The sequence below is a fragment of the Pseudorhodobacter turbinis genome (genome assembly GCF_005234135.1).
GTDB lineage: Bacteria > Pseudomonadota > Alphaproteobacteria > Rhodobacterales > Rhodobacteraceae > Pseudorhodobacter > Pseudorhodobacter turbinis.
The window spans coordinates 1,041,449-1,067,539 of record NZ_CP039964.1 but is presented as its reverse complement, the minus strand read 5'-3'; the positions used below and the strand labels follow the sequence as shown (position 1 = coordinate 1,067,539).

The window sequence follows — 26,091 nt, the reverse complement described above, 5'->3', positions numbered from 1 at the left end:
AGGCGATATGGAAACGGAAACCCTTGCGGCGGCGCAGGAGATCGACTTCTCGTTGATCGCGCTGTTTGCGCGCGCGACCCTCACAGTTAAACTTGTTATGATGATGCTGTTGTTCATGTCCTTTTGGTCATGGGCGATTGCCATTCGCAAACATATCGCCTTTCGCCTTGCGCGGCGCGAGGCCGGCATCTTTGATCAGGCGTTCTGGTCGGGTGAGCCTTTGGACGATCTGTTTGAAAAAGTCGGGCCAGAGCCTCAGGGCGCATCGGAGAAAATCTTTGCCGCGGGTATGCTGGAATGGCGGCGCAGCCACCGTGATGATGGCGGCTTGATTGCCGGCGCGCAGGCGCGGATCGATCGTAGCATGGATGTGGCGATTGCCAAGCAAAGTGAGCGGCTTAACCGTGGGTTGTCATTTTTGGCAACCACTGGCTCTACCGCGCCGTTTATCGGGCTGTTCGGCACGGTTTGGGGCATCAAGCACGCGTTTGAACAAATCGCAATCAGCCAGAACACCAACCTTGCTGTTGTGGCCCCCGGTATTGCCGAGGCGCTTTTGGCCACGGGGATCGGGCTTTTTGCCGCTATTCCGGCGGTGGTGTTTTACAACAAGCTGAATGCTGATAGCGAACATATCATTGGCGGCTATGAAGCTTTTGCGGATGAATTCGCCACCATCCTGTCGCGCCAGTTGGACGCCTGAACCATGGGTGCCGGCGTGCAGCAAAAAACCGGAGGGCGACGCGGGCGTCGGCGGGGCAAATCCGCCGCGATGTCCGAGATCAACGTCACTCCTTTCGTGGATGTGATGTTGGTGCTGCTAATCATCTTTATGGTGGCGGCACCCATGCTGACCGTGGGTGTGCCGATTGAGCTGCCGAAAACTGCAGCCAGCGCCTTGCCGACCGAGCAAGAGGAACCCTTGGCCGTGACGCTGACCGCCGATGGCCGCATTCTGATCCAGTCGCAAGAGGTCGCGGACGGTGAGCTGATCCCGAAACTGCGGGCTGTCGCGTCAGAGCGGACCAGCGACAAGATCTTTTTGCGGGCCGACGGCTCTATTCCTTATTCGCGCGTGGCGCAGGTGATGGGCGCGCTTAATTCCGGCGGCTTTCGCAATATCGGGCTGGTCACAGATACCGATGGTCCCTCCTTTGGCGCAAGCGGCGGCTAGGCTGACGTGATGGACAGAGGTGTTCTTTTTTCAGGTCTGGGGCATGTGGGCCTGATCGCGTGGGTGTTCATCGGCGGGTTCTTTATCCGGCATGACAACGCGCAAGAGGTCGCGATGACCGAAGTGTCGCTGATCACCAGCGCGGAATTTGATGCGATGCAGGCCGCGGCGCCGCAGGCCCCCGAACCTGCGGCACCAGCGCCCGACCCAATCCCGGAGCCCGAGGTGGAAGAGGTCGCCCCCGAGGCCGTGCCGCAATTGCCCGATGAGCAAACGCCCGGCCCGATTGATCTTGAGGAGCCGCCCGTTCTGGCGCCCACCATCAACGACCGTCCGCGCCCCAAGCCCGCACCGCGTGTGGCCCCCGTCCCAACTGAGGCGCCGGCCCCCGATGCGATCCCCGATCCGGTGGCAACCCCGGCGGTAACGCCCGAAGCTGCCCCCGAGGCGCAGGTGGTCGAAGAGGACGTGCCCGAAGCCGCCCCCGAAGAGGCCGGAACCGAGCTTGCAACCGAGGCCAATAAGGCCGAACCGCTTGCGCCTTCCCGCTCCTCCCGTCCGCGGCCAAAACCTGCGCGGCGCGCCGAAACCACGCCCGAGGAGGTGCCGGACGCCGCCCCGCAAACAACCCAAGCCACGCGTGATGCCATCGCCGAGGCGCTCGCCGCCGCGACGGCTGCAACCAGCACCGCTGGCGCATCCGATACCGCAGCGCCAAGCGGCCCGCCGATGACCTCGGGTGAAAAGGATGCGCTGCGGGTGGCCGTGCAAGCGTGTTGGAACGTCGGCTCTTTGTCGTCCGAGGCGTTGATGGTCACGGTGACGGTTGCCGTTAGTCTCGGTCCGGACGGCAAGCCGGATGCAGGCTCTGTCGCGATGACTGAATATGAAGGCGGATCGCAAACTGCTGCGCGTCAGGCCTTTGAGGCGGCGCGGCGCGCGGTAATCCGCTGCGGGGCCAATGGTTTTAACCTTCCCGCTGACAAATATGAAGAATGGCGTAATCTGGAACTGGTATTCAACCCGGAGAGAATGAGGATCAAATGACCTATCACCGCCCCTTCGGCCTGATCTTTGCGCTTGCCCTATGCGTGGGCTTTGCCGCCCCCGCCGTGGCGCAAAACGGCCCGCTTCGTCTTGAAATCACCGAGGGCGTGATTGAGCCTTTGCCTTTCGCCGTGCCTGACTTTGTCGCCGAAAACGGCGCGGCCGCTGATCACGCGAAAAACATCGCGCGGGTGGTTGCCTCTGATCTGGCGGGCACCGGTTTGTTCCGGGAAATTCCGGCCAGCGCGCATGTGGGTCGTGTCGACAGCTTTGATGCGCCGGTATCGTATCCTGATTGGAAGGCGATCAATGCGCAGGCCCTGATCACCGGGGCTATCAGCGCCAGCGGCGACCGGATTGTGGTGAAGTTCCGCCTGTTTGATATTTATTCCGGCCAGAAAATGGGCGAGGGTCTGCAATTTGCCGGCACCCCGCAAAGCTGGCGGCGGATGGCGCATAAGGTGGCCGATGCGGTTTACAGCCGGATTACGGGCGAAGGCGGCTACTTCGACAGCCGCGTTGTTTATGTCGCTGAATCCGGCCCCAAGAACGAGCGTGCCAAGCGATTGGCAGTGATGGATTATGATGGCGCGAATGTGCAATTCCTGACCGACAGTCGCTCTTTGGTGATTGCACCGCGCTTTAGCCCGACGGGTGACCGGATTTTGTACACTTCCTATCTCTCGGGTTTTCCAAAGATTTATCTGATGGATGTGGCATCGGTGCAGGCGCGTGTCTTGGGCGATCAACCCGGCACCATGACCTTTGCGCCGCGCTTTGCCCCTGACGGGCGGACGGTGGTTTATAGTCTGGAACAGGGCGGCAATAGCGACCTTTACACCGTGGATACGGCATCCGGTGCCTCCACGCGGTTGACCAATGCGCCTTCTATTGAAACGGCACCCGATTACAGCCCTGATGGCAGCCGCATTGTGTTTGAAAGCGACCGTTCCGGCACACAGCAGATCTATTTGATGCCTGCGGGCGGCGGCGAGGCACGGCGGATCTCTAACGGGCCGGGCCGCTATTCCACCCCGGTATGGAGCCCGCGCGGCGATATGATCGCCTTTACCAAACAGCATCAGGGCCGTTTCCATATTGGGGTGATGCGGGTGGACGGTTCCGAGGAACGCTTGCTGACGGCCTCTTTCCTGGACGAGGGTCCGACATGGTCGCCCAATGGCCGCGTGATCATGTTTTCGCGCGAAACCTCGGGGGCGGCGGGGCAATCGTCGCTTTATTCGGTGGATATTACGGGGCGGAACCTGCGGCCGGTGCCAATTAACGGCGCTGCATCGGACCCGTCATGGTCGCCCCTGCTGCCATAAAAATTTGAAGATTGCCCGATTCACAGGGCGGTTGAAACCTGTTACTCTGGCCCCAATCGGGCCAATAAACAAAGGACGAACAGATGTCTTATCTAACAAAAGCGGCACTTGTGGTCGCAGTTCTGGGCCTCGCGGCTTGTAACAATCCTGACCGTTTCGGGGCAGGTGCTGGCGGTATGGGCGGTGCAGGTGGCATCGACAGCCAAGGGCTTGGCGGGGTGAATGATCCAGCATCGGTTGCCTATTTCCAGCAAACACTGGGCGACCGGGTCTTCTTTGGCCTTGACCAAAACACCCTCTCGGATGAGGCGCGCACGACACTTGCCGGACAAGCGCAATGGTTGCAGTCCAACACCGATTACGCGGTTATCATTGAAGGTCACGCGGATGAGCTGGGCACGCGGCAGTACAACCTTGCCTTGGGCGCGCGCCGTGCCTCGGCTGCGCAGAATTTCCTGATCTCGCAGGGCATTTCCCCCAGCCGTTTGCGCACCGTCTCCTACGGCAAAGAGCGTCCGGTCGAAGTCTGTTCTACCGAAGATTGCTATAGCCGCAACCGCCGGGCCGTGACGGTTCTGTCGATGGGCGCAGGTAGCTGATTATGATGCGCGCGGGCTTTATGGCAATCGTTCTGGCGGTGGTGCCGCTGGCAGGGTTTGCGCAAGACCGCGCGCAAACCTTGGCCGATATCCGGCAGGAATTGACAGTTTTGAACACCACCGTTCTGGGATTGCGGCGAGAGCTTTCGACGACGGGCGGCGCGGCGGCCAGCGGTTTTGGCGGCTCTTTGCTGGAGCGGGTGGATACGATCGAGGCGGCCTTGGCACAGCTTACGGCCAAGACCGAATCACTGGAGTTCCGGATCAATCAGGTGGTCGCCGACGGAACCAACCGCATTGGCGATCTTGAGTTTCGTTTGGTAGAGCTGGAGGGCGGCGACCTTGGTGCGATCGGCCAAACCCCGCCTTTGGGTGGGGACACGGGCGCTGTTGTTGCCCCGACGCTGACGCCGCCTGTAACGGGCAGCACCTCTCTTGCGACCAATGAACAGGCGGATTTTGACCGGGCCAAGGGGGTGCTCGGTCAAGGTGACTTTCGCACCGCCGCGGACCTCTTTGCGACCTTTGCCCAGACCTATACGGGTGGGCCCCTGACCGCCGAGGCGCATTATTATCGCGGTGAGGCGCTCTCTAACCTTGGGGAAACATCTGATGCGGCGCGTGCTTGGCTGGAGGCATTCTCGGGCGATATGACGGGCGCGCGGGCGGCGGAATCGCTGCTGAAAGTCGGGCAGGCGTTGGCCGAACTGGGGCAGGGGCCCGAGGCGTGCGTGACCTTGCAAGAGGTGGGCGTGCGTTTTCCCGGTGATCCTGCTGCCGTGCAGGCATCAACGGCTGCTTTGGGGCTGGGGTGCCAGTAAAAGACTGGGCCGAATCTGATCTTATCGCGGAGGCATCGGCCGCTGTTGCGGCGGCACCCGATGCCCGTGTGGCCGTTGCCGTTTCGGGCGGCTCCGATTCGATGGCGAGCTTGCATCTGGCATGGCAGGCCTTTGGCGCGGTGCAGGCGGTAACGGTTGATCATGCCTTGCGCGCAGGCTCGGCCGAGGAAGCGCACGAGGTTTCACGTTTTTGTGAGGATCTTGGCGTTGGGCATCAAACCCTTGTCTGGCAGCATGGCACGGTGACGGGCAACCTGATGGAAGCGGCCCGTCAGGCGCGCTATGGCTTGATGGCAGATTGGGCTGAAAGCGCGGGGATAACCCATATTTTTCTAGGCCATACCGCAGATGATCAGGCCGAGACCTTTCTGATGGGCCTTGCGCGGGGCGCCGGAATTGACGGGCTTTCGGGCATGCGCGCCGAGTGGCAGCACGGCGCGGTCCGGTTTGTGCGCCCGTTTCTGGCGGTGCCGCGTGCCACGCTTCGCAGTTATCTGACGACCAAAGGCATTGCGTGGGTCGATGATCCGAGCAACGAGAATGAGCGGTTTACGCGGGTCAAAACGCGCAAGCTGCTGCCGCAATTGCAGCCTTTGGGGATTACGGTGGAACGGTTGGCGGGCGTGATATCCAACCTTGCGGCGACGCAAAGCGTGGTGCGCCAAGCCGTTGCCGATGCGGCGGTGGTAGTTTGCCATGAGGTGGCCGGAAGTCTGGAGTTTGATTTAACGGCTTGGTCGGAATGCAGTCCTGAAATACAGCGTCGCCTGTTGCTGGCCGGTATTTTATGGGTGTCTGGGGCGGAACATGCCCCGCGCGCCGCTGCAACCGCGCGGGTTTTGCAGGCCATTGCCGCACGCCGGGATGCCACGCTTTGGGGGGTGCGCCTGCGCATGGGGCCGCAAAGCTTTCGCCTCATGCGAGAGGCGCGGGCCGTAGGGGGCGCCTGTGGGCCGAATGCGCTATGGGATGGGCGTTGGCAGGTGACCGGGCCGTTTGCGGCAGGGCAGCAGCTGCAGGGCTTGGGCGCTGATGGTTTGCGGCAAGTGGAAGGCTGGCGCGAAACCGGCATCGCGCGTGATGTGCTGTTGGTTAGCCCCTCGGTATGGCAAGATGATGTGCTGGTTGCGGCCCCGCTGGCGGGGTTTTCACCCGATTTTCATGCGCGTATCGCCGCAGCTTTCAACCAATTTGTAGTATCGCATTGAACAGTTGAAACTTATGTCTATTTTAAGCGCAAAGCCGTTGTCTCTTTTTGGCCGGCACGTGAAGGAGAATCTTCGTGGGAAATGCACGAAATATCGCATTCTGGGTCGTCCTGTTGGTCTTGATCCTTGCTTTGTTTAACCTGTTCAGTGGCGGGCAGTCGGCGATGTCGTCGCGCAGCATGTCATATTCTGAATTTATTCAGCAGGTTGATTCAGGCGCAATCGACAGTGTAACGCTGGATGGCGAGGTCATTCAGGCCCGTGGCAAGGATGGCAAGGATTTTTCCGTCATCAAGCCGCAGGGTGAGGATGTGACCGACCGGCTTATGGCCAAAGAGATCGACGTGGTCGCCAAACCGCAGGAACAATCGGGATTCTTCAGCCTGTTGTCGCTGTGGTTGCCGTTCCTCGTGCTGATCGGCATCTGGATCTTCTTCATGAACCGCATGCAGGGCGGCGGTAAGGGCGGTGCCATGGGATTCGGTAAATCCAAGGCCAAGCTTTTGACCGAAAAGAACGGCCGCGTGACCTTTGACGATGTGGCCGGCATCGATGAGGCCAAGGAAGAGCTGGAAGAGATCGTTGAATTCCTGCGCAACCCGCAAAAATACAGCCGTTTGGGCGGCAAGATCCCCAAGGGCGCGTTGCTTGTTGGCCCCCCCGGTACGGGTAAAACACTGCTAGCGCGGGCGATTGCCGGCGAGGCGGGTGTGCCGTTCTTTACGATTTCGGGTTCTGACTTTGTGGAAATGTTTGTCGGTGTCGGCGCAAGCCGGGTCCGCGATATGTTCGAGCAGGCGAAAAAGAATGCGCCTTGTATCGTCTTTATCGATGAGATCGACGCAGTTGGCCGCGCCCGTGGCGTTGGCATGGGCGGCGGCAATGATGAGCGTGAGCAGACCTTGAACCAGCTTTTGGTGGAGATGGACGGCTTTGAGGCCAATGAAGGTGTGATCATCGTGGCGGCGACAAACCGCAAAGATGTGCTTGACCCCGCCTTGCTGCGCCCCGGTCGCTTTGACCGTCAGGTTCATGTGCCCAACCCCGACATCAGGGGCCGTGAAAAGATTTTGACCGTTCACGCCCGTAAGGTGCCGGTTGGCCCGGATGTGGATTTGCGGATCATTGCGCGCGGGACCCCCGGTTTCTCGGGTGCAGATCTTGCGAACCTTGTGAATGAGGCGGCCCTTATGGCGGCCCGTGTCGGTCGCCGCTTTGTGACCATGCATGACTTTGAACAAGCCAAGGACAAGGTCATGATGGGGGCAGAGCGCCGCTCTATGGTGCTGACCGCCGAGCAAAAAGAGCATACTGCCTATCATGAGGCGGGCCACGCGATTGTGGGCATGGCCCTGCCAAAATGCGATCCGGTCTATAAGGCGACGATCATCCCGCGCGGTGGTGCCTTGGGCATGGTGATGAGCTTGCCGGAAATGGACCAGCTGAACATGCACAAGGACCAGTGCAAGCAGCGAATCGCCATGACGATGGCCGGTAAAGCCGCCGAGATCATCAAATGGGGTGAAGAAGGCGTATCGAACGGGCCTTCCGGCGATATCATGCAGGCCAGCAGCTTGGCCCGTGCGATGGTCATGCGCTGGGGTATGTCTGACAAGATCGGCAATATCGATTATGCCGAGGCGCATCAGGGCTATCAGGGGCAAACGGGTGGTTTCTCGGTATCGGCTGAAACCAAGAACCTGATCGAGGAAGAGGTCAAAGGCCTTATCGACGAAGGTTACGATCTTGCCCGCAAGATCTTGCTGGAACAGTCCGATGAGTTTGAGCGTCTTGCGCAGGGTTTGTTGGAGTATGAAACCCTGACGGGCGACGAGATCAAGAAAGTTATCACGGGTGAAAAGCTTGGCGGTGATGATGATGAGGATAAGCCATCGGGTGGGGAGACATCCTCGGTGGTGGCGATCCCTAAGACCAAACCACGCGGGCCAAAGGGTGGGATGGAACCTGAACCCTCTGCCTGATATCGGCTAGAATGATAAAGCGCCGCGGGGGGATCTTCCGCGGCGCTTTGCTGTGCGGGGCTTCTCGGCTGGCCGCTAGAGCCAGGCTAACACCCCGGCAGAGATGGCCATGCCAATGCCAAGCGCCGCATTGAAGAGAATAGCAAAAGCAGCTTTCGGCATTTTGTTTTCCTTTTTAGGATATTTTTCCATTAACACCCCCAACTGGTTTACGCGCACTTAATTGTGCCCGTAAAATGTGGCATTTGTTGCGCAAAGCCCGTCCGTACCGATACAAAGCGAAGGACTGGTTAATTTGTCCCGAAATATGTCGTAAATGATCTTTCTTGCGGCGGGGGGCTTCGCTAGACCAAAGGAAGGCCGGATACGGACTATCCAAGCAGGGAGAGGGAAAAGATGGCGTATAAAACCGATATTGAGATTGCCCGCGAGGCGAAGAAACGTCCGATCATGGAGATCGGCGCAAAACTGGGCATCCCGTCGGAGCATCTTTTGCCTTACGGGCACGACAAGGCAAAGGTCAGCCAGCCGTTTATCGCGTCCCTTGCGGACCGCAAGAATGGCAAGCTGGTGCTTGTGACCGCCATCAACCCCACCCCTGCGGGCGAGGGTAAGACCACAACGACGGTGGGGCTGGGTGACGGGTTGAACCGTATCGGCAAGAATGCAGTGATCTGTATCCGCGAGGCATCTTTGGGGCCGAATTTCGGGATGAAGGGCGGGGCAGCGGGGGGCGGCTATGCGCAAGTGGTCCCGATGGAGGAGATGAACCTGCATTTCACCGGCGATTTCCATGCGATCACATCGGCGCACAACCTGCTGTCGGCGATGATCGACAACCATATCTATTGGGGTAATGAGCTGGATATCGACGCGCGCCGTGTGGTGTGGCGGCGGGTGATGGATATGAACGACCGCGCGCTGCGCGATGTGGTGGTCAACCTTGGCGGCGTTGCCAACGGCTTCCCGCGCCAAACCGGCTTTGACATCACGGTCGCATCCGAGGTGATGGCGATCTTGTGCCTGTCGAATGATCTGGAGGATTTGCAAAAACGGCTTGGCGATATTGTGGTGGCCTACCGGCGCGACAAATCCCCGATCTATTGTCGTGATATCAAGGCCGATGGCGCGATGACGGTGCTGCTCAAGGATGCGATGCAGCCGAATTTGGTGCAGACGCTGGAAAACAACCCCGCCTTTGTGCATGGCGGCCCCTTTGCCAATATCGCGCATGGCTGCAACTCGGTCATCGCCACGAAAACCGCGCTGAAGCTGGCGGATTATGTGGTGACCGAGGCGGGCTTTGGTGCCGATCTTGGTGCCGAGAAGTTTATGAACATCAAATGCCGTAAGGCCGGTCTTGCGCCGGATGCGGTGGTTTTGGTGGCCACGGTGCGCGCGATGAAGATGAATGGCGGCGTGGCCAAGGCCGATCTGGGCGCCGAAAACGTCGAGGCCGTGCAAAAAGGCTGTCCCAACCTTGGTCGTCATATCGGGAATGTCAAAAGTTTCGGCGTGCCGGTGGTTGTGGCGATCAACCATTTTGTCACCGACACCGATGCCGAGGTGCAGGCCGTCAAGGACTACGTGGCGTCCCAAGGCTCCGAGGCGATTTTGTGCAAGCATTGGGCGCATGGCTCGGCGGGGGTTGAGGAGCTTTCGCATAAGGTGGTGGAACTGGCCGAAAGCGGTGCGGCCAATTTCACACCAAGCTATCCTGATGACATGCCCTTGATGAAAAAGATCGAAACGATTGCCGCGAAGATCTATCATGCCGACGGGGTGATTGCCGATAATGCGGTGCATGCGCAGTTGCAGGCGTGGGAAGAGGCGGGCTATGGCCATCTGCCGGTCTGTATGGCGAAAACGCAATATTCCTTTAGCACGGACCCGAACCTGCGCGGCGCGCCGACAGGATTTTCGGTGCCCGTGCGTGAGGTGCGGCTTTCGGCGGGGGCGGGGTTCATCGTTGCGATCTGCGGTGAGATTATGACCATGCCGGGCCTGCCGCGGATGCCCTCGGCCGAGGTGATCCGCCTGAATGCCGATGGCGATGTCGAGGGGCTGTTCTAAAACATCGCCTTGACCCGCGCGTGGCTTCGGTCCATTCCGTTGCGCAACCGGAGGAGGCAATGATGAAACGCCCAGAGGATTGCGAAACCATGCCAGAAGTCCGCGCCGGAATTGACCGGCTGGATGTGGCCTTGGTGCGATTGCTGGTCCAGCGGGCGGGTTATATCGATGCGGCGGCGCGGGTGAAGGCGCGCGCTGGCCTGCCTGCCCTGATCGTTGACCGCGTAGAGCAGGTCGTACAAAACGTGCGTCAAACGTCAATGGCCGAAGGGTTGGACCCTGATTTGGCCGAGGCGCTTTGGCGGCAGTTGATTGATTGGTCTATCGCGCGTGAAGAGGCAGTTTTGGGCAAGTCCGACACGGCAAAAGGAGAGTGACGAATGACGGCGACAATCATCGACGGTAAGGCCTTTGCGGCCCGTGTACGCGGGCAGGTCGCCGAGCATGTCAGCCGCTTGGCCGAGGAAAACGGCATCCAGCCGGGGCTTGCCGTGGTTCTGGTCGGCGCGGACCCTGCATCGGAAGTCTATGTGAAATCCAAGGGCAAGATGACCGTTGAGGTCGGCATGCATTCGGTCGAACACCGGTTGGCGGATGATACCGCCGAGGGTGATTTGCTGGCATTGATCGCGACATTGAACGCCGACCCCAAGATCCACGGGATTTTGGTCCAGTTGCCATTGCCCGCGCATCTCAATTCGGAACTGGTGATCAACAGCATTGATCCGGCCAAGGATGTGGACGGGTTCCATATCTCTAATGTCGGGCTGCTGGGCACAGGGCAGAAAAGCATGGTGCCCTGCACGCCTTTGGGCTGCTTGATGATGCTGCGCGATCATCATGGCGATTTGTCGGGGATGAATGCGGTTGTGGTCGGGCGCAGCAATATCGTCGGCAAACCGATGGCGCAGCTTTTGCTGGGCGATAGCTGTACGGTCACGATTGCGCACAGCCGGACCAAAGACCTGAAGGCCGTGTGCCAAGGTGCGGATATTTTGGTGGCCGCCGTTGGCCGGGCTGAGATGATCACCGGCGATTACGTCAAGCCGGGCGCCACGGTGATTGACGTGGGTATCAACCGGATTGAGCGGGACGGCAAGAAAAAGCTGGTCGGCGATGCGGAATTTGCAAGCTGTGCCGCCGTGGCGGGTGCGATCACGCCGGTGCCGGGCGGTGTGGGGCCGATGACGATTGCTTGTCTGCTGGCCAACACCTTGACGGCCTGTTGCCGCGCGAATGGCTTGGCTGAGCCGCAGGGCCTGACGGTTTAGGCCGGATCAACCGGAATCATCGTGCCTTGGAGGATGGCGATGCAGGTTTCTGTGTCGCCTTTGATCGCGAAAACCTCTGCCTGAACCACAGTCAGGCGGCGGCCTGCGCGGATAACCTTGCCGCGCGCGATCAGAACCTCGCCGATCGCGGGGGCCATCAGGTTGATCTTGGCCTCGACCGTCATCACCTCGCGCCCCGCCTCCATCAATGTCAGCGCGGCATAGCCCGCGGCGGTATCGGCCAGCGCAAAGGTAAGCCCCGCATGGCCCGCGCCGTGTTGTTGGCTGGTGGCGGCTTGCAAGGGGGCGGATATATGGACCTCTCCGGCAGCGACGTGGCTTAGGGTTGCGCCCAATGTGGTCATCAGGCCCTGATTGGCAAAGCTGTCGCGGATGCGTTGGTCGGTCATATGCAGGGTCCTGTCACAAAGGGGCGGGTGGTGCCAAAGCTAGCGCACGACCGATCCTTGGTAAACGCCCTGTTTTTGCTTGCCCTTTCTTGCGCCGCCGCCTATTCAAATGGTATGAAATTACTCTTTTTAGGCGATGTGATGGGCCGGGCCGGGCGCGCTGCGATTACGCAGCGGTTGCCGGGATTGCGGACGGAATGGGGCTTGGATTTCGTCGTGGTGAACGGCGAAAATGCGAGCGGTGGTATGGGGCTGACAGGCGCGCATGCCAAGGGCATCTTGGACGCGGGGGCCGATTGCGTCACGCTGGGTGATCATTCCTTTGATCAAAAAGACATGCTCCAATATATCGAGACCGAGCCGCGGATCATCCGCCCACTGAATTATGCCAAGGGTGCGCCGGGCAAGGGCGCGCGGGTGTTTTCCGCGCAAAACGGGCGCAAGGTTTTGGTGGTTCAGGCCTTGGGTCAGGTGTTTATGAAACGCCCCTTTGATGATCCGTTCTCGGCCGTGGAGTCGGTGCTGAACGCGCATCCTTTGGGCGGTATGGTCAGCGCGGCCATCGTCGATATGCATTGTGAGGCCACATCCGAAAAAATGGCGATGGGGCATTGGTGCGACGGGCGCGCCTCGCTTTGTGTGGGTACACATACCCATGTGCCGACGGCGGATGCGCAGATATTGGCCAAGGGCTGTGCCTTTCAAACCGATGCAGGCATGTGTGGCGATTATGACAGCGTGATCGGCATGGAAAAGCTGGAGCCGATGCGCCGTTTCATCACCGGCATGCCCAAGGCGCGGTTCCAACCTGCCGCGGGTCCGGCCACCCTGTCAGGGGTTTATGTGGAAACCGATGATGCCACGGGGCGCGCCACCCGCGTGGCCATGATCCGTATCGGCGGAAGATTGCAAGAAGCGCACCCGTGATTTCGGCGGGTTAATGGCTGACGCCCGTATTTTGCGGGCGGGGCTTGCCCTTGCTTGGCGGCTCTATAAGAATGGCTAAGGCCGCATAAGGGGATACATCCGTGTTCGGAATTGATCTGAGCCAGACAATGCAGGCCTACTGCGCACTTGCGATTGTGGTGGGCATGTTGGCGCTATTTGTGCGCGAGGTCTTTCCGGTAGAGGTGACCGCGCTGGCTGGTGCCTCCTTGATGTTGATCCTTGGAATTTTGCCGCAAGATGATGCGATGGCCGTGCTGTCCAACCACGCCCCTTGGACGATTGCGGCGATGTTTGTGATCGTGGGGGCCTTGGTGCGCACAGGCGCGCTTGACTGGGTGACGGGGCTTGCGGTGCGCAACGTTGAGGCGCGGCCTGTGGTGACGCTTGCCGCGCTGACGGTGGCGATTATCGTGATGTCGGCGATTATGAACAACACGCCGATTGTGGTTGTGATGATTCCGGTGTTCATGCGCCTTGCCAAGCAGTTGAAGATGTCAGCCTCCAAGGTAATGATCCCGCTGTCTTATCTGGCAATTTTTGGCGGAACGATCACCTTGATCGGCACCTCGACCAACCTGTTGGTGGACGGTGTGGCGCGGCAAATGGGGATGGCACCTTTTGGAATTTTCGACATCACGCCCTTGGGGATTGTGATGTCGCTTATCGGGGTGACCTATCTGTTCTTGTTTGCCCGCAAGGCCTTGCCCGACCGTGACAGCATGGGAATGCTTTTGGGTGACCGCGCCAAGATGAAGTTTTTCACCGAGGTCGCCGTGCCAGAGGACTCGGGCCTGATTGGCCAGACGGTACTGGATGTTGATCTGTTCAAGCGCGATTCCATGCGTGTGGTCGATGTGCTGCGCGGGGATGCAAGTTTGCGCCGCGCGCTGGCAGGGGTGGAACTGGCCGCCGGTGACCGTGTGATTTTGCGCACGCCTATGTCCGAGGTGCTTGCCCTTAAGGACAGCAAGGATTTGCGTCAGGTGGACAAGCTGTCCTCGGTGCAGACCGAAACGGTTGAGGCGCTGATCACGCCGGGCTGTCAGATGGTTGGCCGCTCGCTTGGCTCTTTGCGACTGCGCAGGCGCTACGGGGTTTATACGATTGCGATGCACCGGCGGAACCAGAATATCGGGCGGCAGCTTGATGATGTTGTGGTTCAAGTGGGCGATACATTGCTGTTGGAGGGGGGCGCGGCCGATATCCAGCGGCTTGCCAAGGATATGGAACTGGTCGATATCGCCCAACCGTCAGAACGCGCCTTTCGTCGCCGCCATGCGCCGATTGTCATCGGGACACTGGTTGCGATTGTCGGGCTGGCGGCGATCAATGCCGCCCCGATTGTGATCCTTGCGTTGATCGGTGTGGCCGTGGTGCTGGTGACCCGCTGCATTGATGCCGATGAGGCCTTTGCCTTTATCGAGGGTCGCTTGCTTGCGTTGATCTTTGCGATGCTGGCGGTGGGTCTGGGGCTGGATCATTCGGGTGCCGTCACGCTGATCGTGGATGCGATTGCGCCCTACATGCTTGATTTGCCGCCCTATATGCTGGTGTTTGCGGTCTATGCGCTGGCGTCGATCCTGACCGAGATGGTCTCCAATAATGCGGTGGCGGTGATCCTGACGCCGATTGCCATCGGCCTTGGCACGACCATGGGCGTGGACCCGCGGCCCTTGGTGGTGGCGGTTATGTTTGGTGCCTCGGCCAGTTTTTCAACTCCGATCGGCTATCAGACCAACACGCTGGTCTACGGGCCGGGGGGGTATCGTTTCACCGATTTCCTGCGCATCGGCGTGCCCTTGAACCTGCTGATGATGGTGGTGATGAGCGCGCTTATCCCGTTTTTCTTTCCGTTCTGAGGTGGCGGCGGGTTTGCCGGGCTTTTTGTTGCTGGTATTGATGCATGGCACGAGTGGATGAGCGCACGGGGTTGCAAAAAAGCCCTGCGCGTGTGTATAGGGCAAGCAATAGATAAATTTTCAAACAGCGGAGACAGGGCTTATGGCAGGCCATTCAAAATGGGCGAATATCCAGCACCGTAAGGGGAAACAGGACAAGCTACGCTCCAAGATGTTTTCCAAGCTGTCCAAGGAAATCACCGTGGCAGCCAAAATGGGCGAGCCGGATGTGGACAAAAATCCGCGTTTGCGCCTTGCAGTAAAGGCGGCGAAATCGCTGTCGATGCCCAAGGATGTGATCGATCGCGCGATCAAGAAGTCGCAGACGGGCGATGCGGCGGATTATACCGAAATCCGCTATGAGGGTTACGGCCCCGGCGGGATTGCGATTATCGTTGAGGCGATGACCGATAACCTCAACCGCACCGCATCCAATGTGCGCAGCTATTTTTCCAAATGCGGCGGCAACATGGGGCAGACCGGATCGGTTAGCCACGGGTTTGACCGCGTGGGGGAGATTTCTTATCCGGTTGAGGCGGGCGACGGCGACACCGTGATGATGGCCGCGTTGGAGGCTGGTGCCGACGATGTGGAAAGCAATGAGGACGGCCACTGGATCTATTGCGCGATGGACGCGTTGAACGAGGTGTCCGAGGCTTTGGAAAAAGATCTGGGTGAGTCGAGTGAATCCAAGCTGATCTGGAAACCGCAGGTTGTCACCGAGGTTGATCTGGAAACCGCGCAAAAGCTGATGCGTCTGATCGACACTCTGGAAGAGGATGACGACGTGCAAGACGTCACCCATAACTTCGACATCCCCGAGGATGTGGCCGCACAGCTGGAAGAATGAAATGGGGGGCTTTGCGGCCCCCTTATTTATTGTAGTGGCCGGTTTCGTGCCAGCGCCACGCATCCGCGATCATCTGTTTCAAGGATGAGCGTTCGGGTGTCCAGCCCAATTCCTGCACCGCCCGTGCCGAACCTGATACAAGCTGGATCGCATCGCCGGGCCTGCGCGGGCCTTCGTTCATCGGCACGTCCTGGTTGGTGACGACGCGGGCCTCATTCACCACCTCACGCACCGAAAATCCGGTCCCGGTCCCAAGGCAGAACACGCGGCTGTCGCGCTGATCCTCCAGCCATTTCAACCCCAACACATGCGCATCCACAAGGTCCGAGACATGGACATAATCGCGGATGCAGGTGCCGTCCGGTGTCGGGTAATCGGTGCCATGCAGGGTCAGGGCGGCGCGCTTGCCGCTGACCACATCCAGCATAAGCGGGATCAAATGGGTTTCGGGCTGGTGGAATTCACCGACCTCGCCTTCGGGGTCCGCGCCTGCCACGTTGAAATAGCGGTAGATCACATGGCGCAACCCGTGGGCGACCTCGAAATCACGTAAAATCTCTTCGATCGCGCGTTTCGATGATCCGTAGGGGTTGCTCGGGCGCTGCTGCGTTGTTTCATCCAGAACCACACCGTCCTGGTCGCCGTAAGTCGCGCAGGTCGAGGAAAAGACGAAGTTCTGACAGCCGGCCGCCACCGCCGCCTCGATCAGGTTCAATGATCCACCGACATTGACGCGCCAGTAATGGCCGGGTTTGGCCACGGCCTCGCCCACCTGCGAGAGGGCTGCGAAATGCATCACCGCCACGGGGGACCATTTGGCAAAGACCTCATCCAGCCGCGCACGGTCCAGCAAATCACCCTGCTCAAACGGCCCGAATTTCACCGCCTCTTGCCAGCCGGTCGCCAGATTGTCGAAGGTGACCGGCACATAGCCCGCCGCTTTCAGCGCCTTACACGCATGCGATCCGATATAGCCCGCGCCGCCGGTGACCAAGATGTGTTTTTGCATTGAACCGCTTTCACTATTACTTCCACTGCTGGACTTATCTTCAATTCCCCCGAAGCGGCGGTCAAAGTCAAGGTAGGGCGGGGATTTACGGCGGCGCGCCGCTTGTGGCTTTTGATCGCAGGCATTCCGCTGTATGACGGGGGCAATGATACATCCGAGGTGCCCATGACCGATGCCCCCAACCCGCTTGATGCCGCCGCCCGCGTTTTGCGCATTGAAGGTGAGGCGCTTTTGACAATGGCCGCCGCCCTGCCGGATGATTTCGGCGCGGCGGTAGAGGCGATGCTGGCCTGCAAGGGGCGGGTGATCCTGTCGGGGATCGGCAAGTCGGGTCATATCGCGCGCAAGATCGCGGCCACGCTTTCGTCAACCGGGACGCCCGCCTATTTCGTGCATCCCGCCGAGGCGTCGCATGGCGATCTGGGTACCATCACCCCCGCCGATATTGTCCTTGCCCTGTCCAATTCAGGTGAGACGACCGAGCTGGGCGATATGATCGCCCACACCCGCCGTTTCTCGATCCCGTTGATTGCGCTGTGTTCCAAGGCGGGCAGCACCTTGTCACTGGCCGCTGATCTGCGCCTGATCTTGCCTCCCGCGCCCGAGGCCTGTCCTTTGGGCATGGCGCCGACGACCTCCACGACCATGGCGCTTGCCCTGGGGGATGCGCTGGCCGTGGCCTTGATGGAGCGCCGCGGGTTTGAGCCGGAACATTTCCGTACCTTCCACCCCGGTGGCCGCCTTGGGGCGCGACTGGCGCGTGTGGGGCAGTTGATGCGCTCTGATGACCTGCCGCTGGTGCCGATGGAGATGCCGATGGCCGAGACCTTGCTGGTGATGACGCAAAAGGGCTTTGGCACCGCAGGGGTGATGGACGGGCCGCATTTGGCCGGTGTGATCACCGATGGCGATTTGCGGCGCAATATGGTTGGCTTGATGGACAAGCAGGCGATTGATGTCGCCACGCGTAACCCTCTGACCGCGCCACCCGATATGCTTGCCGCCGAGGCCGTGGCCTTGATGAATGAACGCAAGATCACCATGCTCTTTGTCATTGACGCCGAGGCACACCCCCTTGGCATCCTCCATATCCATGACTGCCTGCGCGCGGGCGTACAATAAGGTTTGATGCTCATGAAAACGGTTATTATTATTCCCGCCCGCTATGCCTCTTCGCGTTATCCCGGCAAGCCTTTGGTTGGCTTGCGCGGGGCGGATGGTGTGACCAAACCCCTGATCCAGCGCAGCTGGGAGGCGGCAAAGGCGGCGCGCGGCATTGCCGAGGTCTATGTCGCCACCGATGATGACCGGATTGCCGATGCCGCGCGGGCGTTTGGGGCCGAGGTGATCATGACCTCCTCTGATGCGGAAAACGGCACCATGCGCTGTGCCGAGGCGGTGGCCAATGCGGGTCTTCAGGCGGATCTGTTCATCAACTTGCAAGGCGATGCGCCCCTGACCCCGCCGTGGTTTGTCGAGGCCTTGGCCAAGGCGATGGAGACATCATCCGCCGCCTGTGCGACCCCTGTGGTGCGCTGTGATGCGCAGACCGTCAGCCATTTCCGTGAGGACCGCCGCCATGGCCGCGTTGGCGGCACCACGGCGGTGTTCGATACCAATATGCGCGCGCTCTATTTCTCCAAGGAGGTGATCCCCTACACCCCCGAGGGCGACCATGACCCGATCCCGGTTTTTCACCATGTCGGCATCTATGCCTACCGGCCGGCGGCGCTTGCGGCCTATCAGGGCTGGAAAATGGGCACGTTGGAACGGATGGAGGGGCTGGAACAGCTTCGCTTTTTGGAAAACGGGATGGAGATGGCTTGCGTCGAGGTGGACGGCAGGGGCCGCGTGTTCTGGGAGCTGAACAACCCCGTTGACGTGGAACGGATCGAAAGTGTGCTGGCCAAGGGGTAACCCTAGTATTTCGCAGCCCCTATTCCCGGCGTGACCGCGCGGCGCTTTAGCTGTGCCTCGCGCCATGTGATATAGCTGACCGCCCCGATAATCACCGCGCCGCCAAGCAAGACGAAGGGATCTACGGTTTCGCCAAAGGCAAAATACCCCAACAGCGCCGCCCAGACGAGTTGCAGAAAAATCACCGGCTGCGTCACCGATAGCGGCGCCGTGGCAAAGGCCCGCGCCATGCAGTAATGCCCCGCCGTTGCCGCCAGCGCCACCACGGCCAGCCAGCCAAGCTGTTCCGTGCTGACCGGCACCCATACCAAAAATGCCACGGGTGCCAGCGCCAGCGTGACGGTGAGGGACATAAGCCCGACAATCGCGCCGGCAGGCATCTTGCCGCTTAGGCTTTTGGCAAAAAGATAGGAGACAGCAAAGCTGATGGCAGCGCCCAGCTGTGACCAATGGCCCGGCTCCACCTCTCGGATGCCGGGGCGCAGGACGATCAATGCACCAACAAGGGCGATGCCAATAGCGATCAATCGCCGCGCCGCCAGCTTCTCGCCAAAGATCAAGGCCGCCCCGATGGTCACGCAAACGGGGTTGAGATAGCCAATCGCCGTTACCTCGGCCACAGGGATCCGCGCCATGGCGTAAAACCACAAGACCACCCCGATGGTGTGGAACCCGCCGCGAAAAAGGATCGTTTTCCCCAGCCCTTGCGGAATGCCCGCGCGCATAAGCGACAGCAGCGACGGGGTCAGTATCAAAACCCCCCAGCCAAACCGCAAAAACGCCGATTGGGCAGCAGGCAGGTCGGTGCCCAAGTAGCGCACAATGCCTGTCACCAAGACAAAGAGCAGGCTTGATGCCAGCATCCAAGCAACACCGGCAACCGGGTTTATGGCAGGGGATTCGGTCATACGCCTACAAGGCCAGACTTCTGGCGGTATAACAAGTGTCTAGCCAAAGGCGAGTGCCGCCGCGATTGCCCACATGGTGGCACCCACCAGCACCTCCAGCACCACCCAGGCGCGGGGTCGCGCCATTACGGGGGCCAGCAGCCGTGCCCCAAACCCGAGGGCGGTGAAAAAGCTGACAGAGGCGGAAATCGCGCCGATCCCGAAGGCCAGCCCGTAAGGCGCATATTGGGCGGAGATGGCCCCGATTAGCACCACCGTATCAAGGTAAACATGCGGGTTTGCCCATGTCAGCAACAGACAGGTCACCAAAACCCGCTTTAGGGCCACAGGGGCATTGCCCGAAGGGATCAAAGCCTCGCCACCCTGCCAAGCGGCGCGAAACCGCAGCGCACCGTAAACCAGCAAGAACGCGATCCCTGCCCAAAGTGCGGCGGCATTAAGCCATGGCACCTGCTCTGACACCGCGCCAAAGCCTGCGATCCCCGCAGTCATCAAAACCGCATCCGAGGCGGCACAGACAAACACAACCCAGCCCACATGCTCTCGGCGGATGCCTTGGCGCAGCACAAAAGCGTTTTGCGCGCCGATGGCCGCAATCAAACTTAGCGATACCAGATACCCCGCGATCAATGCCTCTAACATCTTTGCCCTTCCTCTGTTCTGGTCTTGACTAAAGGGCTGCACAGCTTCAATCAAATTAAAGATTTTGCGGTAAGATTAGGAATGCTAATGCTGGACTATGCCCAACTTGCCGCCCTTGCGGCGGTGCATCGGCGCGGGTCGTTTGATCTGGCGGCGGCGGCGCTGTCGCTGACACCCTCGGCAATTTCGCAACGCCTCAAGGGGTTAGAGGAGCGGATGGGAACCCTGTTGATCCGGCGTGGCCAGCCTTGCGTGGCAACCGTGGCGGGGCTGCGTCTGATCCAGCATTTTGAGGGTGTGATGCTGCTTGAGGCGGCTTTGACAGAGGGGCTTCCGACGCAAAGCCCTGCAACGATCCGGATCGCGGTCAATGCAGACAGTCTGGCGACATGGGTGCTGCCTGCACTGGCCGAGGTGGAGGGGATGCTGTTCGACCTGGTGATTGACGATCAAGACCACAGTCAGGATCTTTTGCGTGCCGGAGAGGTCTCGGCGGCGATCACCAGCCAGCCCGGCCCGTTACAGGGATGTGATACGGTGCCACTGGGCGCGCTGCGGTATCGGGCCACGGCCTCCCCGAATTATATGGCGCGCTGGATGGCAGGGGGGGCAGGGCGGGACGCATTGGCCCGCGCCCCTGCGCTGACGTTCTCGGATAAGGACGGGCTGCAACGCGACTGGATTGCGGCGCAATTTGGCACGGGCGCTGGCTTTGCTTTTCCGACGCACCGGATCGCCTCCTCGCAAGGGTTTGTCGAGGCGGCCTTGCTGGGGCTGGGTTGGGGGATGAACCCTGAACCCTTGGTGGCCGCGCACCTAAGGGCGGGGCGGTTGCTGGAAGTGGTGCCCGATACCGCGCTGGATGTGCCGCTGTATTGGCAATTCACGCGGTTGACCGGCCCCGCCATAGCACCACTGACCGCCGCGATCACACGTGCTGCGGCACGGGCATTACTGTAGTTGCCCTGTGGCAGATTTGACCGGATTTGACCCCTGCTGTGATCCGTTAACCAAAAATATCGCCAAACTTGTGGAATGACCGCAATTGATGTGACATGTTGCGGGCAAAACAGCTTGGTTTATTTCGTCTTATTGGGGTCAAGTTTTGCGCTTTAAGTTCCTCTGCGTCATAGCAATTTCTGGGGTTGCTCTGTTCCGCGTGGGGCCGCGCTTTCTGCCGAAGTGTTGCGCGAAAAAGACGCCAAAGAGCCGACATTTACCGTGGTGCCGGTAAACCGTGCCAATGTTGACCGTCTTGCCGGTTGGCCGGTAACGGGATGGCGGGGGGGCTATAACTGGATTTCTGCCAAACGCGGGCCGAGCAGCGCGGTCATCAATACGGGTGACACGGTGAATTTGGTCATCTGGGACAGTCAGGACAACTCTTTGCTGGCGGATGTTTCCAGTAAAACGGCGCTATTGCCACCGGCAGAAGTATCCTCGGCGGGGACGATCTTTGTGCCCTATCTGGGGGATGTGGTGGTCAACGGTCAAACCGCCGAGGCCGCCCGCGCCCAGATCCAAAGCGCGATGGAGCCGATCGCCCCGTCAGCACAGGTGCAGCTTTCGGTGACGGCAGGCGTGCGCAACTCGGTTGATCTGGTCAGTGGCGTGGGCAATCCCGGCAGCTATCCGCTGCCCGATCGCAACTATTCCATCCTAAGCCTGCTGGCGGCGGGGGGCGGTATTTCCCCGACCTTCAAAAATCCGCTGGTGCGTTGGATCCGTGCGGGCAAAACCTATGAGATCCGCGCCGACCGATTGCTGGCCGAGGCAAGCAAGAACACCACCCTGCGCGGCGGTGACAAGGTGATCGTGGCCGAGGATGACCGCTATTTCACCGCCCTTGGGGCGACGGGCACCGAAAGCCTGATCCGCTTTGAGAAGGATAACATCTCGGCGTTGGAGGCGATGTCTTTGGTCGGTGGCATCAGCGATGCGCGCGCCAATCCCAAAGGCGTTCTGGTCTTGCGCGAATATCCCGCCAAGGCGGTGCGCGCCGATGGCATCAAAGGCCCCGAGATGCGCCATGTCGTCTTTACCTTTGATCTGACCAGCGCAGACGGATTGTTTGCCGCGCGCAACTTCCAGATCAATCCGAAAGACAGCGTTCTGGCAACGGAGTCGTCGCTGACGGCGGCCAATACGATCTTTGGCCTGATCGGCTCCTTGGTCGGGTTGAACAATTCGGTGAAATAGCGCCTCAGTGCGCCTCGGCCCAATTTGCGCCTTGGCCTGCATCCACGGTGATCGGCACCGACAGATGCACGGCGGGCAGGGCCGCACCTTCCATGATCTCGCGCGCGATTTTGATCAGCGGATCAACGGCATCCTCGGCCACCTCAAAGATTAATTCATCGTGGACTTGCAGCAGCATTTTTGCATCCAGATCGCGGGTGGCATCGGGCATGCGCACCATGGCGCGGCGGATGATATCGGCGGCCGTGCCTTGGATCGGCGCGTTGATGGCGGCGCGTTTGGCAAAGCCTGCGGCGGGACCTTTGGCGTTGATTTCAGGCGTGTGGATACGGCGACCGAACAGCGTTTGGACATAGCCGTTATCCTTGGCGAATTGGGTCGTCGCGTCCATATATTCGCGAATGCCGGGGAAACGCTCGAAATAGCGGTCGATGAATCCCTGCGCCTCGCCCCGCGGAATACGCAGATTGCGCGCCAGACCAAAGCCGGAAATGCCATAGATCACGCCAAAATTGATCGCCTTGGCCTGTCGGCGCACCATGGGGTCCATCCCCTCAACAGGGACGCCGAACATTTCCGATGCGGTCATGGCGTGAATGTCGATACCGTCCTTAAAGGCCTGTTTCAAAGCAGGAATTTCAGCGATATGGGCAAGAATGCGCAGCTCGATCTGGCTATAGTCGAGGCTGACCATCACGCGGCCTTTAGGCGCTACGAAAGCCTCGCGGATGCGGCGGCCTTCCTCGCTGCGCACGGGGATGTTTTGCAGGTTCGGATCGGTTGACGAAAGCCGCCCCGTGACCGCCCCCACCAGCGAATAAGACGTATGCACGCGACCCGTTTCGGGGTTGATGTGGTCCTGCAGCGCATCGGTATAGGTGGATTTCAGCTTGGCAAGCTGGCGCCAATCGAGGACTTTTCCCGGCAATTCATGCTCGGTCGCCAAGTCTTCCAACACATCGGCGCCGGTGGCATAGGCGCCGGTTTTGCCCTTTTTCCCGCCCTGCAGGCCCATCTCGTCAAACAAAATCTCACCCAGCTGTTTGGGCGACCCGACGTTGAATGACCGCCCCGCAAGGGTCTGGATCTCGGCCTCCAGCGCGCCCATTTTCTGCGCGAAGGTGTTGGACATGCGCGACAGCGTATCGCGGTCCACCTGAATGCCCGTCATTTCCATCTTGGCTAGAACCGGCACCAGCGGGCGTTCCAGCGTTTCATAGACGGTGGTGACGGATTTGCGGTGAAGCTGTGGCTTGAACAATTGCCACAGACGCAGGGTGATATCGGCATCCTCGGCGGCGTATTTCACCGCCTCATCGACCGGCACCAAATCAAAGGTGATCTGGGATTTGCCAGAGCCAAGCAAGGATTTGATCGGGATTGGTGTGTGGCCCAGATATTTATCGGCCAGCGTATCCATGCCGTGATTGTGGAGCCCCGCGTTGAGCGCCGAACTCATCAGCATGGTGTCATCAATCGGCGTAACCTCAACCCCTTGGCAGGCAAAGATCTTCGCGTCATATTTCATGTTCTGGCCGATTTTCAGGATGCTTGCATCACACAGCATCGGGCGCAGCATTTCCAGCGCCTCACCCATCGGCATCTGCCCATCACTCAGCTCCGACGAGCCGAACAGATCACCGCCGCCTTGCTTGTGGCCCAGCGGGATATAGCAGGCCTGTCCCGCCTCGACACAAAGCGAAATACCGACCAGATCGGCGCGCATCTCGTCAAGGCTGGTGGTCTCGGTATCCACCGCGACATAGCCGCGCGCATAGATCCGGTCGATCCATTTTCCCAAGGCATCCGCCGTGCTGACGTTTTCATATTTGGCATGGTCAAAGGGCAGATCGGGCTTGTCCTCAACCACAGCTGGCGGGGTGGGGGCCTCGACTTTCAGGCTGTCGGCCACGCGTTTGGTCAGGGTGCGGAATTCCATTTCGGTAAGGAACTTTAGCAGCTCCTCTGCCTCGGGCGGATTGACGGCCATGCTGTCAAAGCTGTCCTCCAGCGGGGTGTCGCAATCAAGCTGAACCAGTCGCTTGGAGATGCGGATCAGGTCGGCATTGTTGATCAGGCTTTCGCGGCGTTTGGGTTGTTTGATTTCCCCCGCACGCTCCAAAAGGCTTTCCAGATCGCCGTATTCTTGAATAAGCAGGGCGGCGGTCTTGATGCCAATCCCCGGCGCGCCTGGCACGTTATCGACCGAATCACCGGCCAGCGATTGCACATCAACCACGCGGTTCGGGGCCACGCCGAATTTCTCGAACACCTCATCCGGCCCGATCAGCTTGTTCTTCATCGGGTCGAGCATGCCAACCCCGTCACCGACCAACTGCATCAAATCCTTATCCGAGGAAATAATCGTCACCCGCCCGCCCGCATCGCGCGCACGGCAGGAAAGTGTGGCGATGATGTCATCGGCCTCATAGCCTTCGGTCTCGATGCAGGCGATGTTGAAGGCGCGGGTCGCGTCGCGGGTCAGCGGGAACTGCGGGCGCAGATCTTCGGGCAGTTCGGGGCGGTTGGCCTTGTATTCAGGGTAAATGTCGTTGCGGAAGGTTTTTGAGGAATGGTCAAAGATCACCGCCACATGGGTCGGCGCATCGGCCCCTTTATTGCCATTGAGATAGCGGAACAGGATGTTGCAAAACCCCGCAACCGCGCCCACCGGCAGCCCATCCGATTTCCGCGTCAGCGGCGGCAGCGCGTGATAGGCACGGAAAATATAGGCCGATCCGTCGATCAGATGCAGGTGGTGGCCCTTGCCGAAAGTGTCGCTCATCCTGTCCGCTCCGCTGTTTTGGGCTTCATCGCATGGACGGGGGCGCGGGTCCAGTGGCGCGTTATTCTACCGTGTCGGCAAAGCTTTTATGGACATAGCGACGGTCACAATAGCCACATTCGACATAGCCCTTATCCTCGGGGATGGACAGCCAGACGCGCGGATGGCCCAAGCTAGGCCCGTCACCGTCACAAGCGACTTTCCATTGGGAGACGATTTTGATTTCCGGCACAGGTGCGGTCATGGCGGGTCTTTCTAGCTAAAGCAGCGCGATTGCGGTTGAGGCGCATGATAGCGATCCAGCGCGGCGCGGCAAGACCTGCGGGCAAATTAGGCGTGCGCCTGTTACCCTAATTCCGCGGATGGGATCAGCGGGAAAAACACGCCCCCCGACCAAAGCCCGAACCAGCTTTCGCCTGCATCTTCGCGGTGGCTGCCCAATTCGGCCAGACGGTAAAAGGATTTGCGGTCAATCAGCGCCTCCAGCCCCGCGCGCACCATGACATAGGGCGAAGGCTCGGCTGTTTGCGGATCGCGGGCCATGCGGATGGGGTGGTCGGGGCCTGCGGTCACAAAGTCACCCACTTGGGTTTCAAAGCGCAGGGATTGCGCATCCCCCGCGCCCGAAGCCGTGAAATCCACCGCGACAAAGGGCGCATCATCCACGGTGATTCCCACCTTTTCAACTGGCGTGACAAGGTAATACTTCCCGTCCTCCAGCTTCAAAATGTTGGAAAACAACTTCACCAGCGCCGGTCGTCCGATCGGTGTGCCAAGATAGAACCACGTCCCGTCCCGCGCGATGCGGATATCCAGATCGCCACAAAAATCGGGGTTCCACAGGTGTACCGGCGCGGGGCCAGCCCCTTTTCCGGCGGCTTGTACCGAGGCCATCAGGCCTTCTGCTGTCGGTTTCACGCTCAATTGACCAAATCCCGCTTTTGCCATTTGTACCCGGCGACATAAATCGCTCTAATAGGCCCAATATAACCCGTCCCTGA

25 protein-coding genes are annotated in these 26,091 nt (G+C 59.9%); 18 read left to right on the top strand and 7 right to left on the bottom strand.

Going from position 1 to position 26,091, the window contains the following annotated elements:
• The first annotated feature begins 7 nt into the window (after positions 1–7).
• From tolQ to folD, 11 genes are all read left to right on the top strand, one after another.
• Positions 8–703 (top strand): protein TolQ, encoded by a 696-nt coding sequence (gene tolQ / locus EOK75_RS05000; RefSeq protein ID WP_137192877.1) that lies wholly within the window; start codon positions 8–10, stop codon positions 701–703.
• Between the two features lie 3 nt (positions 704–706).
• Positions 707–1,174, top strand: coding sequence for a protein TolR (gene tolR / locus EOK75_RS04995; protein WP_137192876.1), 468 nt, complete (start codon positions 707–709; stop codon positions 1,172–1,174).
• Between the two features lie 9 nt (positions 1,175–1,183).
• Entirely contained in the window at positions 1,184–2,221 is a 1,038-nt protein-coding gene (locus EOK75_RS04990; RefSeq protein ID WP_137192875.1) for a cell envelope biogenesis protein TolA, read from the top strand.
• A complete protein-coding gene (gene tolB / locus EOK75_RS04985; protein ID WP_137192874.1) occupies positions 2,218–3,549 on the top strand; it encodes a Tol-Pal system beta propeller repeat protein TolB in 1,332 nt (443 codons plus the stop codon). The genes EOK75_RS04990 and tolB overlap by 4 nt, the downstream gene beginning before the upstream one ends.
• An 83-nt stretch (positions 3,550–3,632) precedes the next feature.
• The gene (pal, locus tag EOK75_RS04980; protein ID WP_137192873.1) at positions 3,633–4,148 is read left to right on the top strand and encodes a peptidoglycan-associated lipoprotein Pal; all 516 of its coding nucleotides are present in this window, start codon (positions 3,633–3,635) and stop codon (positions 4,146–4,148) included.
• Between the two features lie 5 nt (positions 4,149–4,153).
• On the top strand, positions 4,154–4,969 hold the full coding sequence (gene ybgF, locus EOK75_RS04975) for a tol-pal system protein YbgF (RefSeq protein ID WP_137194298.1): 816 nt from the start codon (positions 4,154–4,156) through the stop codon (positions 4,967–4,969).
• A complete protein-coding gene (gene tilS / locus EOK75_RS04970; RefSeq protein ID WP_137192872.1) occupies positions 4,960–6,198 on the top strand; it encodes a tRNA lysidine(34) synthetase TilS in 1,239 nt (412 codons plus the stop codon). The genes ybgF and tilS overlap by 10 nt, the downstream gene beginning before the upstream one ends.
• A 74-nt stretch (positions 6,199–6,272) precedes the next feature.
• Positions 6,273–8,180, top strand: a complete 1,908-nt coding sequence (ftsH, locus tag EOK75_RS04965) for an ATP-dependent zinc metalloprotease FtsH (RefSeq protein WP_137192871.1) — start codon at positions 6,273–6,275, stop codon at positions 8,178–8,180.
• 396 nt (positions 8,181–8,576) lie between these two features.
• Complete coding sequence (locus tag EOK75_RS04960) at positions 8,577–10,253, top strand: formate--tetrahydrofolate ligase (protein WP_137192870.1); 1,677 nt, start codon at positions 8,577–8,579, stop codon at positions 10,251–10,253.
• Positions 10,254–10,315: 62 nt separating this feature from the next.
• Positions 10,316–10,630 carry a chorismate mutase gene (locus EOK75_RS04955; RefSeq protein WP_137194297.1) on the top strand — a complete coding sequence of 105 codons (315 nt, stop codon included), beginning with the start codon at positions 10,316–10,318 and terminating at the stop codon, positions 10,628–10,630.
• A 3-nt stretch (positions 10,631–10,633) separates the two neighbouring features.
• Positions 10,634–11,524 carry a bifunctional methylenetetrahydrofolate dehydrogenase/methenyltetrahydrofolate cyclohydrolase FolD gene (gene folD, locus EOK75_RS04950; RefSeq protein WP_137192869.1) on the top strand — a complete coding sequence of 297 codons (891 nt, stop codon included), beginning with the start codon at positions 10,634–10,636 and terminating at the stop codon, positions 11,522–11,524.
• On the opposite strand, the gene EOK75_RS04945 is transcribed toward folD, so the two are convergent.
• The gene (locus EOK75_RS04945) at positions 11,521–11,934 is read right to left on the bottom strand and encodes a PaaI family thioesterase (protein WP_137192868.1); all 414 of its coding nucleotides are present in this window, start codon (positions 11,932–11,934) and stop codon (positions 11,521–11,523) included. The genes folD and EOK75_RS04945 overlap by 4 nt on opposite strands.
• A 114-nt stretch (positions 11,935–12,048) precedes the next feature.
• On the opposite strand from EOK75_RS04945, the gene EOK75_RS04940 reads away from it, so the two are divergent.
• The 3 genes from EOK75_RS04940 to EOK75_RS04930 all read left to right on the top strand — a co-directional run bounded on the left by EOK75_RS04940 (position 12,049) and on the right by EOK75_RS04930 (position 15,630).
• Complete coding sequence (locus tag EOK75_RS04940) at positions 12,049–12,861, top strand: TIGR00282 family metallophosphoesterase (protein ID WP_137194296.1); 813 nt, start codon at positions 12,049–12,051, stop codon at positions 12,859–12,861.
• A 101-nt stretch (positions 12,862–12,962) separates the two neighbouring features.
• Entirely contained in the window at positions 12,963–14,741 is a 1,779-nt protein-coding gene (locus tag EOK75_RS04935; protein ID WP_137192867.1) for an SLC13 family permease, read from the top strand.
• A gap of 142 nt (positions 14,742–14,883) precedes the next feature.
• Positions 14,884–15,630 (top strand): YebC/PmpR family DNA-binding transcriptional regulator, encoded by a 747-nt coding sequence (locus EOK75_RS04930; protein ID WP_137192866.1) that lies wholly within the window; start codon positions 14,884–14,886, stop codon positions 15,628–15,630.
• Positions 15,631–15,652: 22 nt separating this feature from the next.
• On the opposite strand, the gene galE is transcribed toward EOK75_RS04930, so the two are convergent.
• Positions 15,653–16,639 carry a UDP-glucose 4-epimerase GalE gene (galE, locus tag EOK75_RS04925; RefSeq protein WP_137192865.1) on the bottom strand — a complete coding sequence of 329 codons (987 nt, stop codon included), beginning with the start codon at positions 16,637–16,639 and terminating at the stop codon, positions 15,653–15,655.
• A 165-nt stretch (positions 16,640–16,804) separates the two neighbouring features.
• Here galE and EOK75_RS04920 point away from each other — a divergent pair, with 165 nt between their 5' ends.
• Together EOK75_RS04920 and EOK75_RS04915 are read left to right on the top strand one after the other, a co-directional pair.
• Positions 16,805–17,761, top strand: coding sequence for a KpsF/GutQ family sugar-phosphate isomerase (locus EOK75_RS04920; RefSeq protein WP_137194295.1), 957 nt, complete (start codon positions 16,805–16,807; stop codon positions 17,759–17,761).
• A gap of 12 nt (positions 17,762–17,773) precedes the next feature.
• Entirely contained in the window at positions 17,774–18,556 is a 783-nt protein-coding gene (locus EOK75_RS04915; protein WP_137192864.1) for a 3-deoxy-manno-octulosonate cytidylyltransferase, read from the top strand.
• Between the two features lie 2 nt (positions 18,557–18,558).
• On the opposite strand, the gene EOK75_RS04910 is transcribed toward EOK75_RS04915, so the two are convergent.
• Together EOK75_RS04910 and EOK75_RS04905 are read right to left on the bottom strand one after the other, a co-directional pair.
• Positions 18,559–19,464, bottom strand: coding sequence for a DMT family transporter (locus tag EOK75_RS04910; RefSeq protein ID WP_240794025.1), 906 nt, complete (start codon positions 19,462–19,464; stop codon positions 18,559–18,561).
• Positions 19,465–19,503: 39 nt separating this feature from the next.
• Positions 19,504–20,106 carry a LysE/ArgO family amino acid transporter gene (locus EOK75_RS04905; RefSeq protein ID WP_137192863.1) on the bottom strand — a complete coding sequence of 201 codons (603 nt, stop codon included), beginning with the start codon at positions 20,104–20,106 and terminating at the stop codon, positions 19,504–19,506.
• Between the two features lie 87 nt (positions 20,107–20,193).
• Between EOK75_RS04905 and EOK75_RS04900 the strand changes: the two genes are divergently transcribed.
• Together EOK75_RS04900 and EOK75_RS04895 are read left to right on the top strand one after the other, a co-directional pair.
• Positions 20,194–21,066, top strand: coding sequence for a LysR family transcriptional regulator ArgP (locus EOK75_RS04900; RefSeq protein ID WP_137192862.1), 873 nt, complete (start codon positions 20,194–20,196; stop codon positions 21,064–21,066).
• 222 nt (positions 21,067–21,288) lie between these two features.
• Positions 21,289–22,305, top strand: a complete 1,017-nt coding sequence (locus EOK75_RS04895) for a polysaccharide biosynthesis/export family protein (RefSeq protein WP_338053348.1) — start codon at positions 21,289–21,291, stop codon at positions 22,303–22,305.
• Positions 22,306–22,309: 4 nt separating this feature from the next.
• On the opposite strand, the gene polA is transcribed toward EOK75_RS04895, so the two are convergent.
• The 3 genes from polA to EOK75_RS04880 all read right to left on the bottom strand — a co-directional run bounded on the left by polA (position 22,310) and on the right by EOK75_RS04880 (position 26,014).
• Complete coding sequence (polA, locus tag EOK75_RS04890) at positions 22,310–25,090, bottom strand: DNA polymerase I (protein ID WP_137192860.1); 2,781 nt, start codon at positions 25,088–25,090, stop codon at positions 22,310–22,312.
• Between the two features lie 61 nt (positions 25,091–25,151).
• Positions 25,152–25,334 (bottom strand): zinc-finger domain-containing protein, encoded by a 183-nt coding sequence (locus tag EOK75_RS04885; protein WP_137192859.1) that lies wholly within the window; start codon positions 25,332–25,334, stop codon positions 25,152–25,154.
• A 101-nt stretch (positions 25,335–25,435) separates the two neighbouring features.
• A complete protein-coding gene (locus tag EOK75_RS04880; RefSeq protein WP_137192858.1) occupies positions 25,436–26,014 on the bottom strand; it encodes a DUF1285 domain-containing protein in 579 nt (192 codons plus the stop codon).
• Positions 26,015–26,091 lie beyond the last annotated feature (77 nt).

Excerpts from the sequence above, each read along its gene's own strand:
- tolQ (WP_137192877.1), top strand. The coding sequence starts at position 8 with ATGGAAACGGAAACCCTTGCGGCGGCGCAGGAGATCGACTTCTCGTTG.
- tolR (WP_137192876.1), top strand. The coding sequence starts at position 707 with ATGGGTGCCGGCGTGCAGCAAAAAACCGGAGGGCGACGCGGGCGTCGG.
- EOK75_RS04990 (WP_137192875.1), top strand. The coding sequence starts at position 1,184 with ATGGACAGAGGTGTTCTTTTTTCAGGTCTGGGGCATGTGGGCCTGATC.
- tolB (WP_137192874.1), top strand. The coding sequence starts at position 2,218 with ATGACCTATCACCGCCCCTTCGGCCTGATCTTTGCGCTTGCCCTATGC.
- pal (WP_137192873.1), top strand. The coding sequence starts at position 3,633 with ATGTCTTATCTAACAAAAGCGGCACTTGTGGTCGCAGTTCTGGGCCTC.
- ybgF (WP_137194298.1), top strand. The coding sequence starts at position 4,154 with ATGCGCGCGGGCTTTATGGCAATCGTTCTGGCGGTGGTGCCGCTGGCA.
- EOK75_RS04960 (WP_137192870.1), top strand. The coding sequence starts at position 8,577 with ATGGCGTATAAAACCGATATTGAGATTGCCCGCGAGGCGAAGAAACGT.
- EOK75_RS04955 (WP_137194297.1), top strand. The coding sequence starts at position 10,316 with ATGAAACGCCCAGAGGATTGCGAAACCATGCCAGAAGTCCGCGCCGGA.
- folD (WP_137192869.1), top strand. The coding sequence starts at position 10,634 with ATGACGGCGACAATCATCGACGGTAAGGCCTTTGCGGCCCGTGTACGC.
- EOK75_RS04945 (WP_137192868.1), bottom strand. The coding sequence starts at position 11,934 with ATGACCGACCAACGCATCCGCGACAGCTTTGCCAATCAGGGCCTGATG.
- EOK75_RS04940 (WP_137194296.1), top strand. The coding sequence starts at position 12,049 with ATGAAATTACTCTTTTTAGGCGATGTGATGGGCCGGGCCGGGCGCGCT.
- EOK75_RS04930 (WP_137192866.1), top strand. The coding sequence starts at position 14,884 with ATGGCAGGCCATTCAAAATGGGCGAATATCCAGCACCGTAAGGGGAAA.
- galE (WP_137192865.1), bottom strand. The coding sequence starts at position 16,639 with ATGCAAAAACACATCTTGGTCACCGGCGGCGCGGGCTATATCGGATCG.
- EOK75_RS04920 (WP_137194295.1), top strand. The coding sequence starts at position 16,805 with ATGACCGATGCCCCCAACCCGCTTGATGCCGCCGCCCGCGTTTTGCGC.
- EOK75_RS04915 (WP_137192864.1), top strand. The coding sequence starts at position 17,774 with ATGAAAACGGTTATTATTATTCCCGCCCGCTATGCCTCTTCGCGTTAT.
- EOK75_RS04910 (WP_240794025.1), bottom strand. The coding sequence starts at position 19,464 with ATGACCGAATCCCCTGCCATAAACCCGGTTGCCGGTGTTGCTTGGATG.
- EOK75_RS04905 (WP_137192863.1), bottom strand. The coding sequence starts at position 20,106 with ATGTTAGAGGCATTGATCGCGGGGTATCTGGTATCGCTAAGTTTGATT.
- EOK75_RS04900 (WP_137192862.1), top strand. The coding sequence starts at position 20,194 with ATGCTGGACTATGCCCAACTTGCCGCCCTTGCGGCGGTGCATCGGCGC.
- polA (WP_137192860.1), bottom strand. The coding sequence starts at position 25,090 with ATGAGCGACACTTTCGGCAAGGGCCACCACCTGCATCTGATCGACGGA.
- EOK75_RS04885 (WP_137192859.1), bottom strand. The coding sequence starts at position 25,334 with ATGACCGCACCTGTGCCGGAAATCAAAATCGTCTCCCAATGGAAAGTC.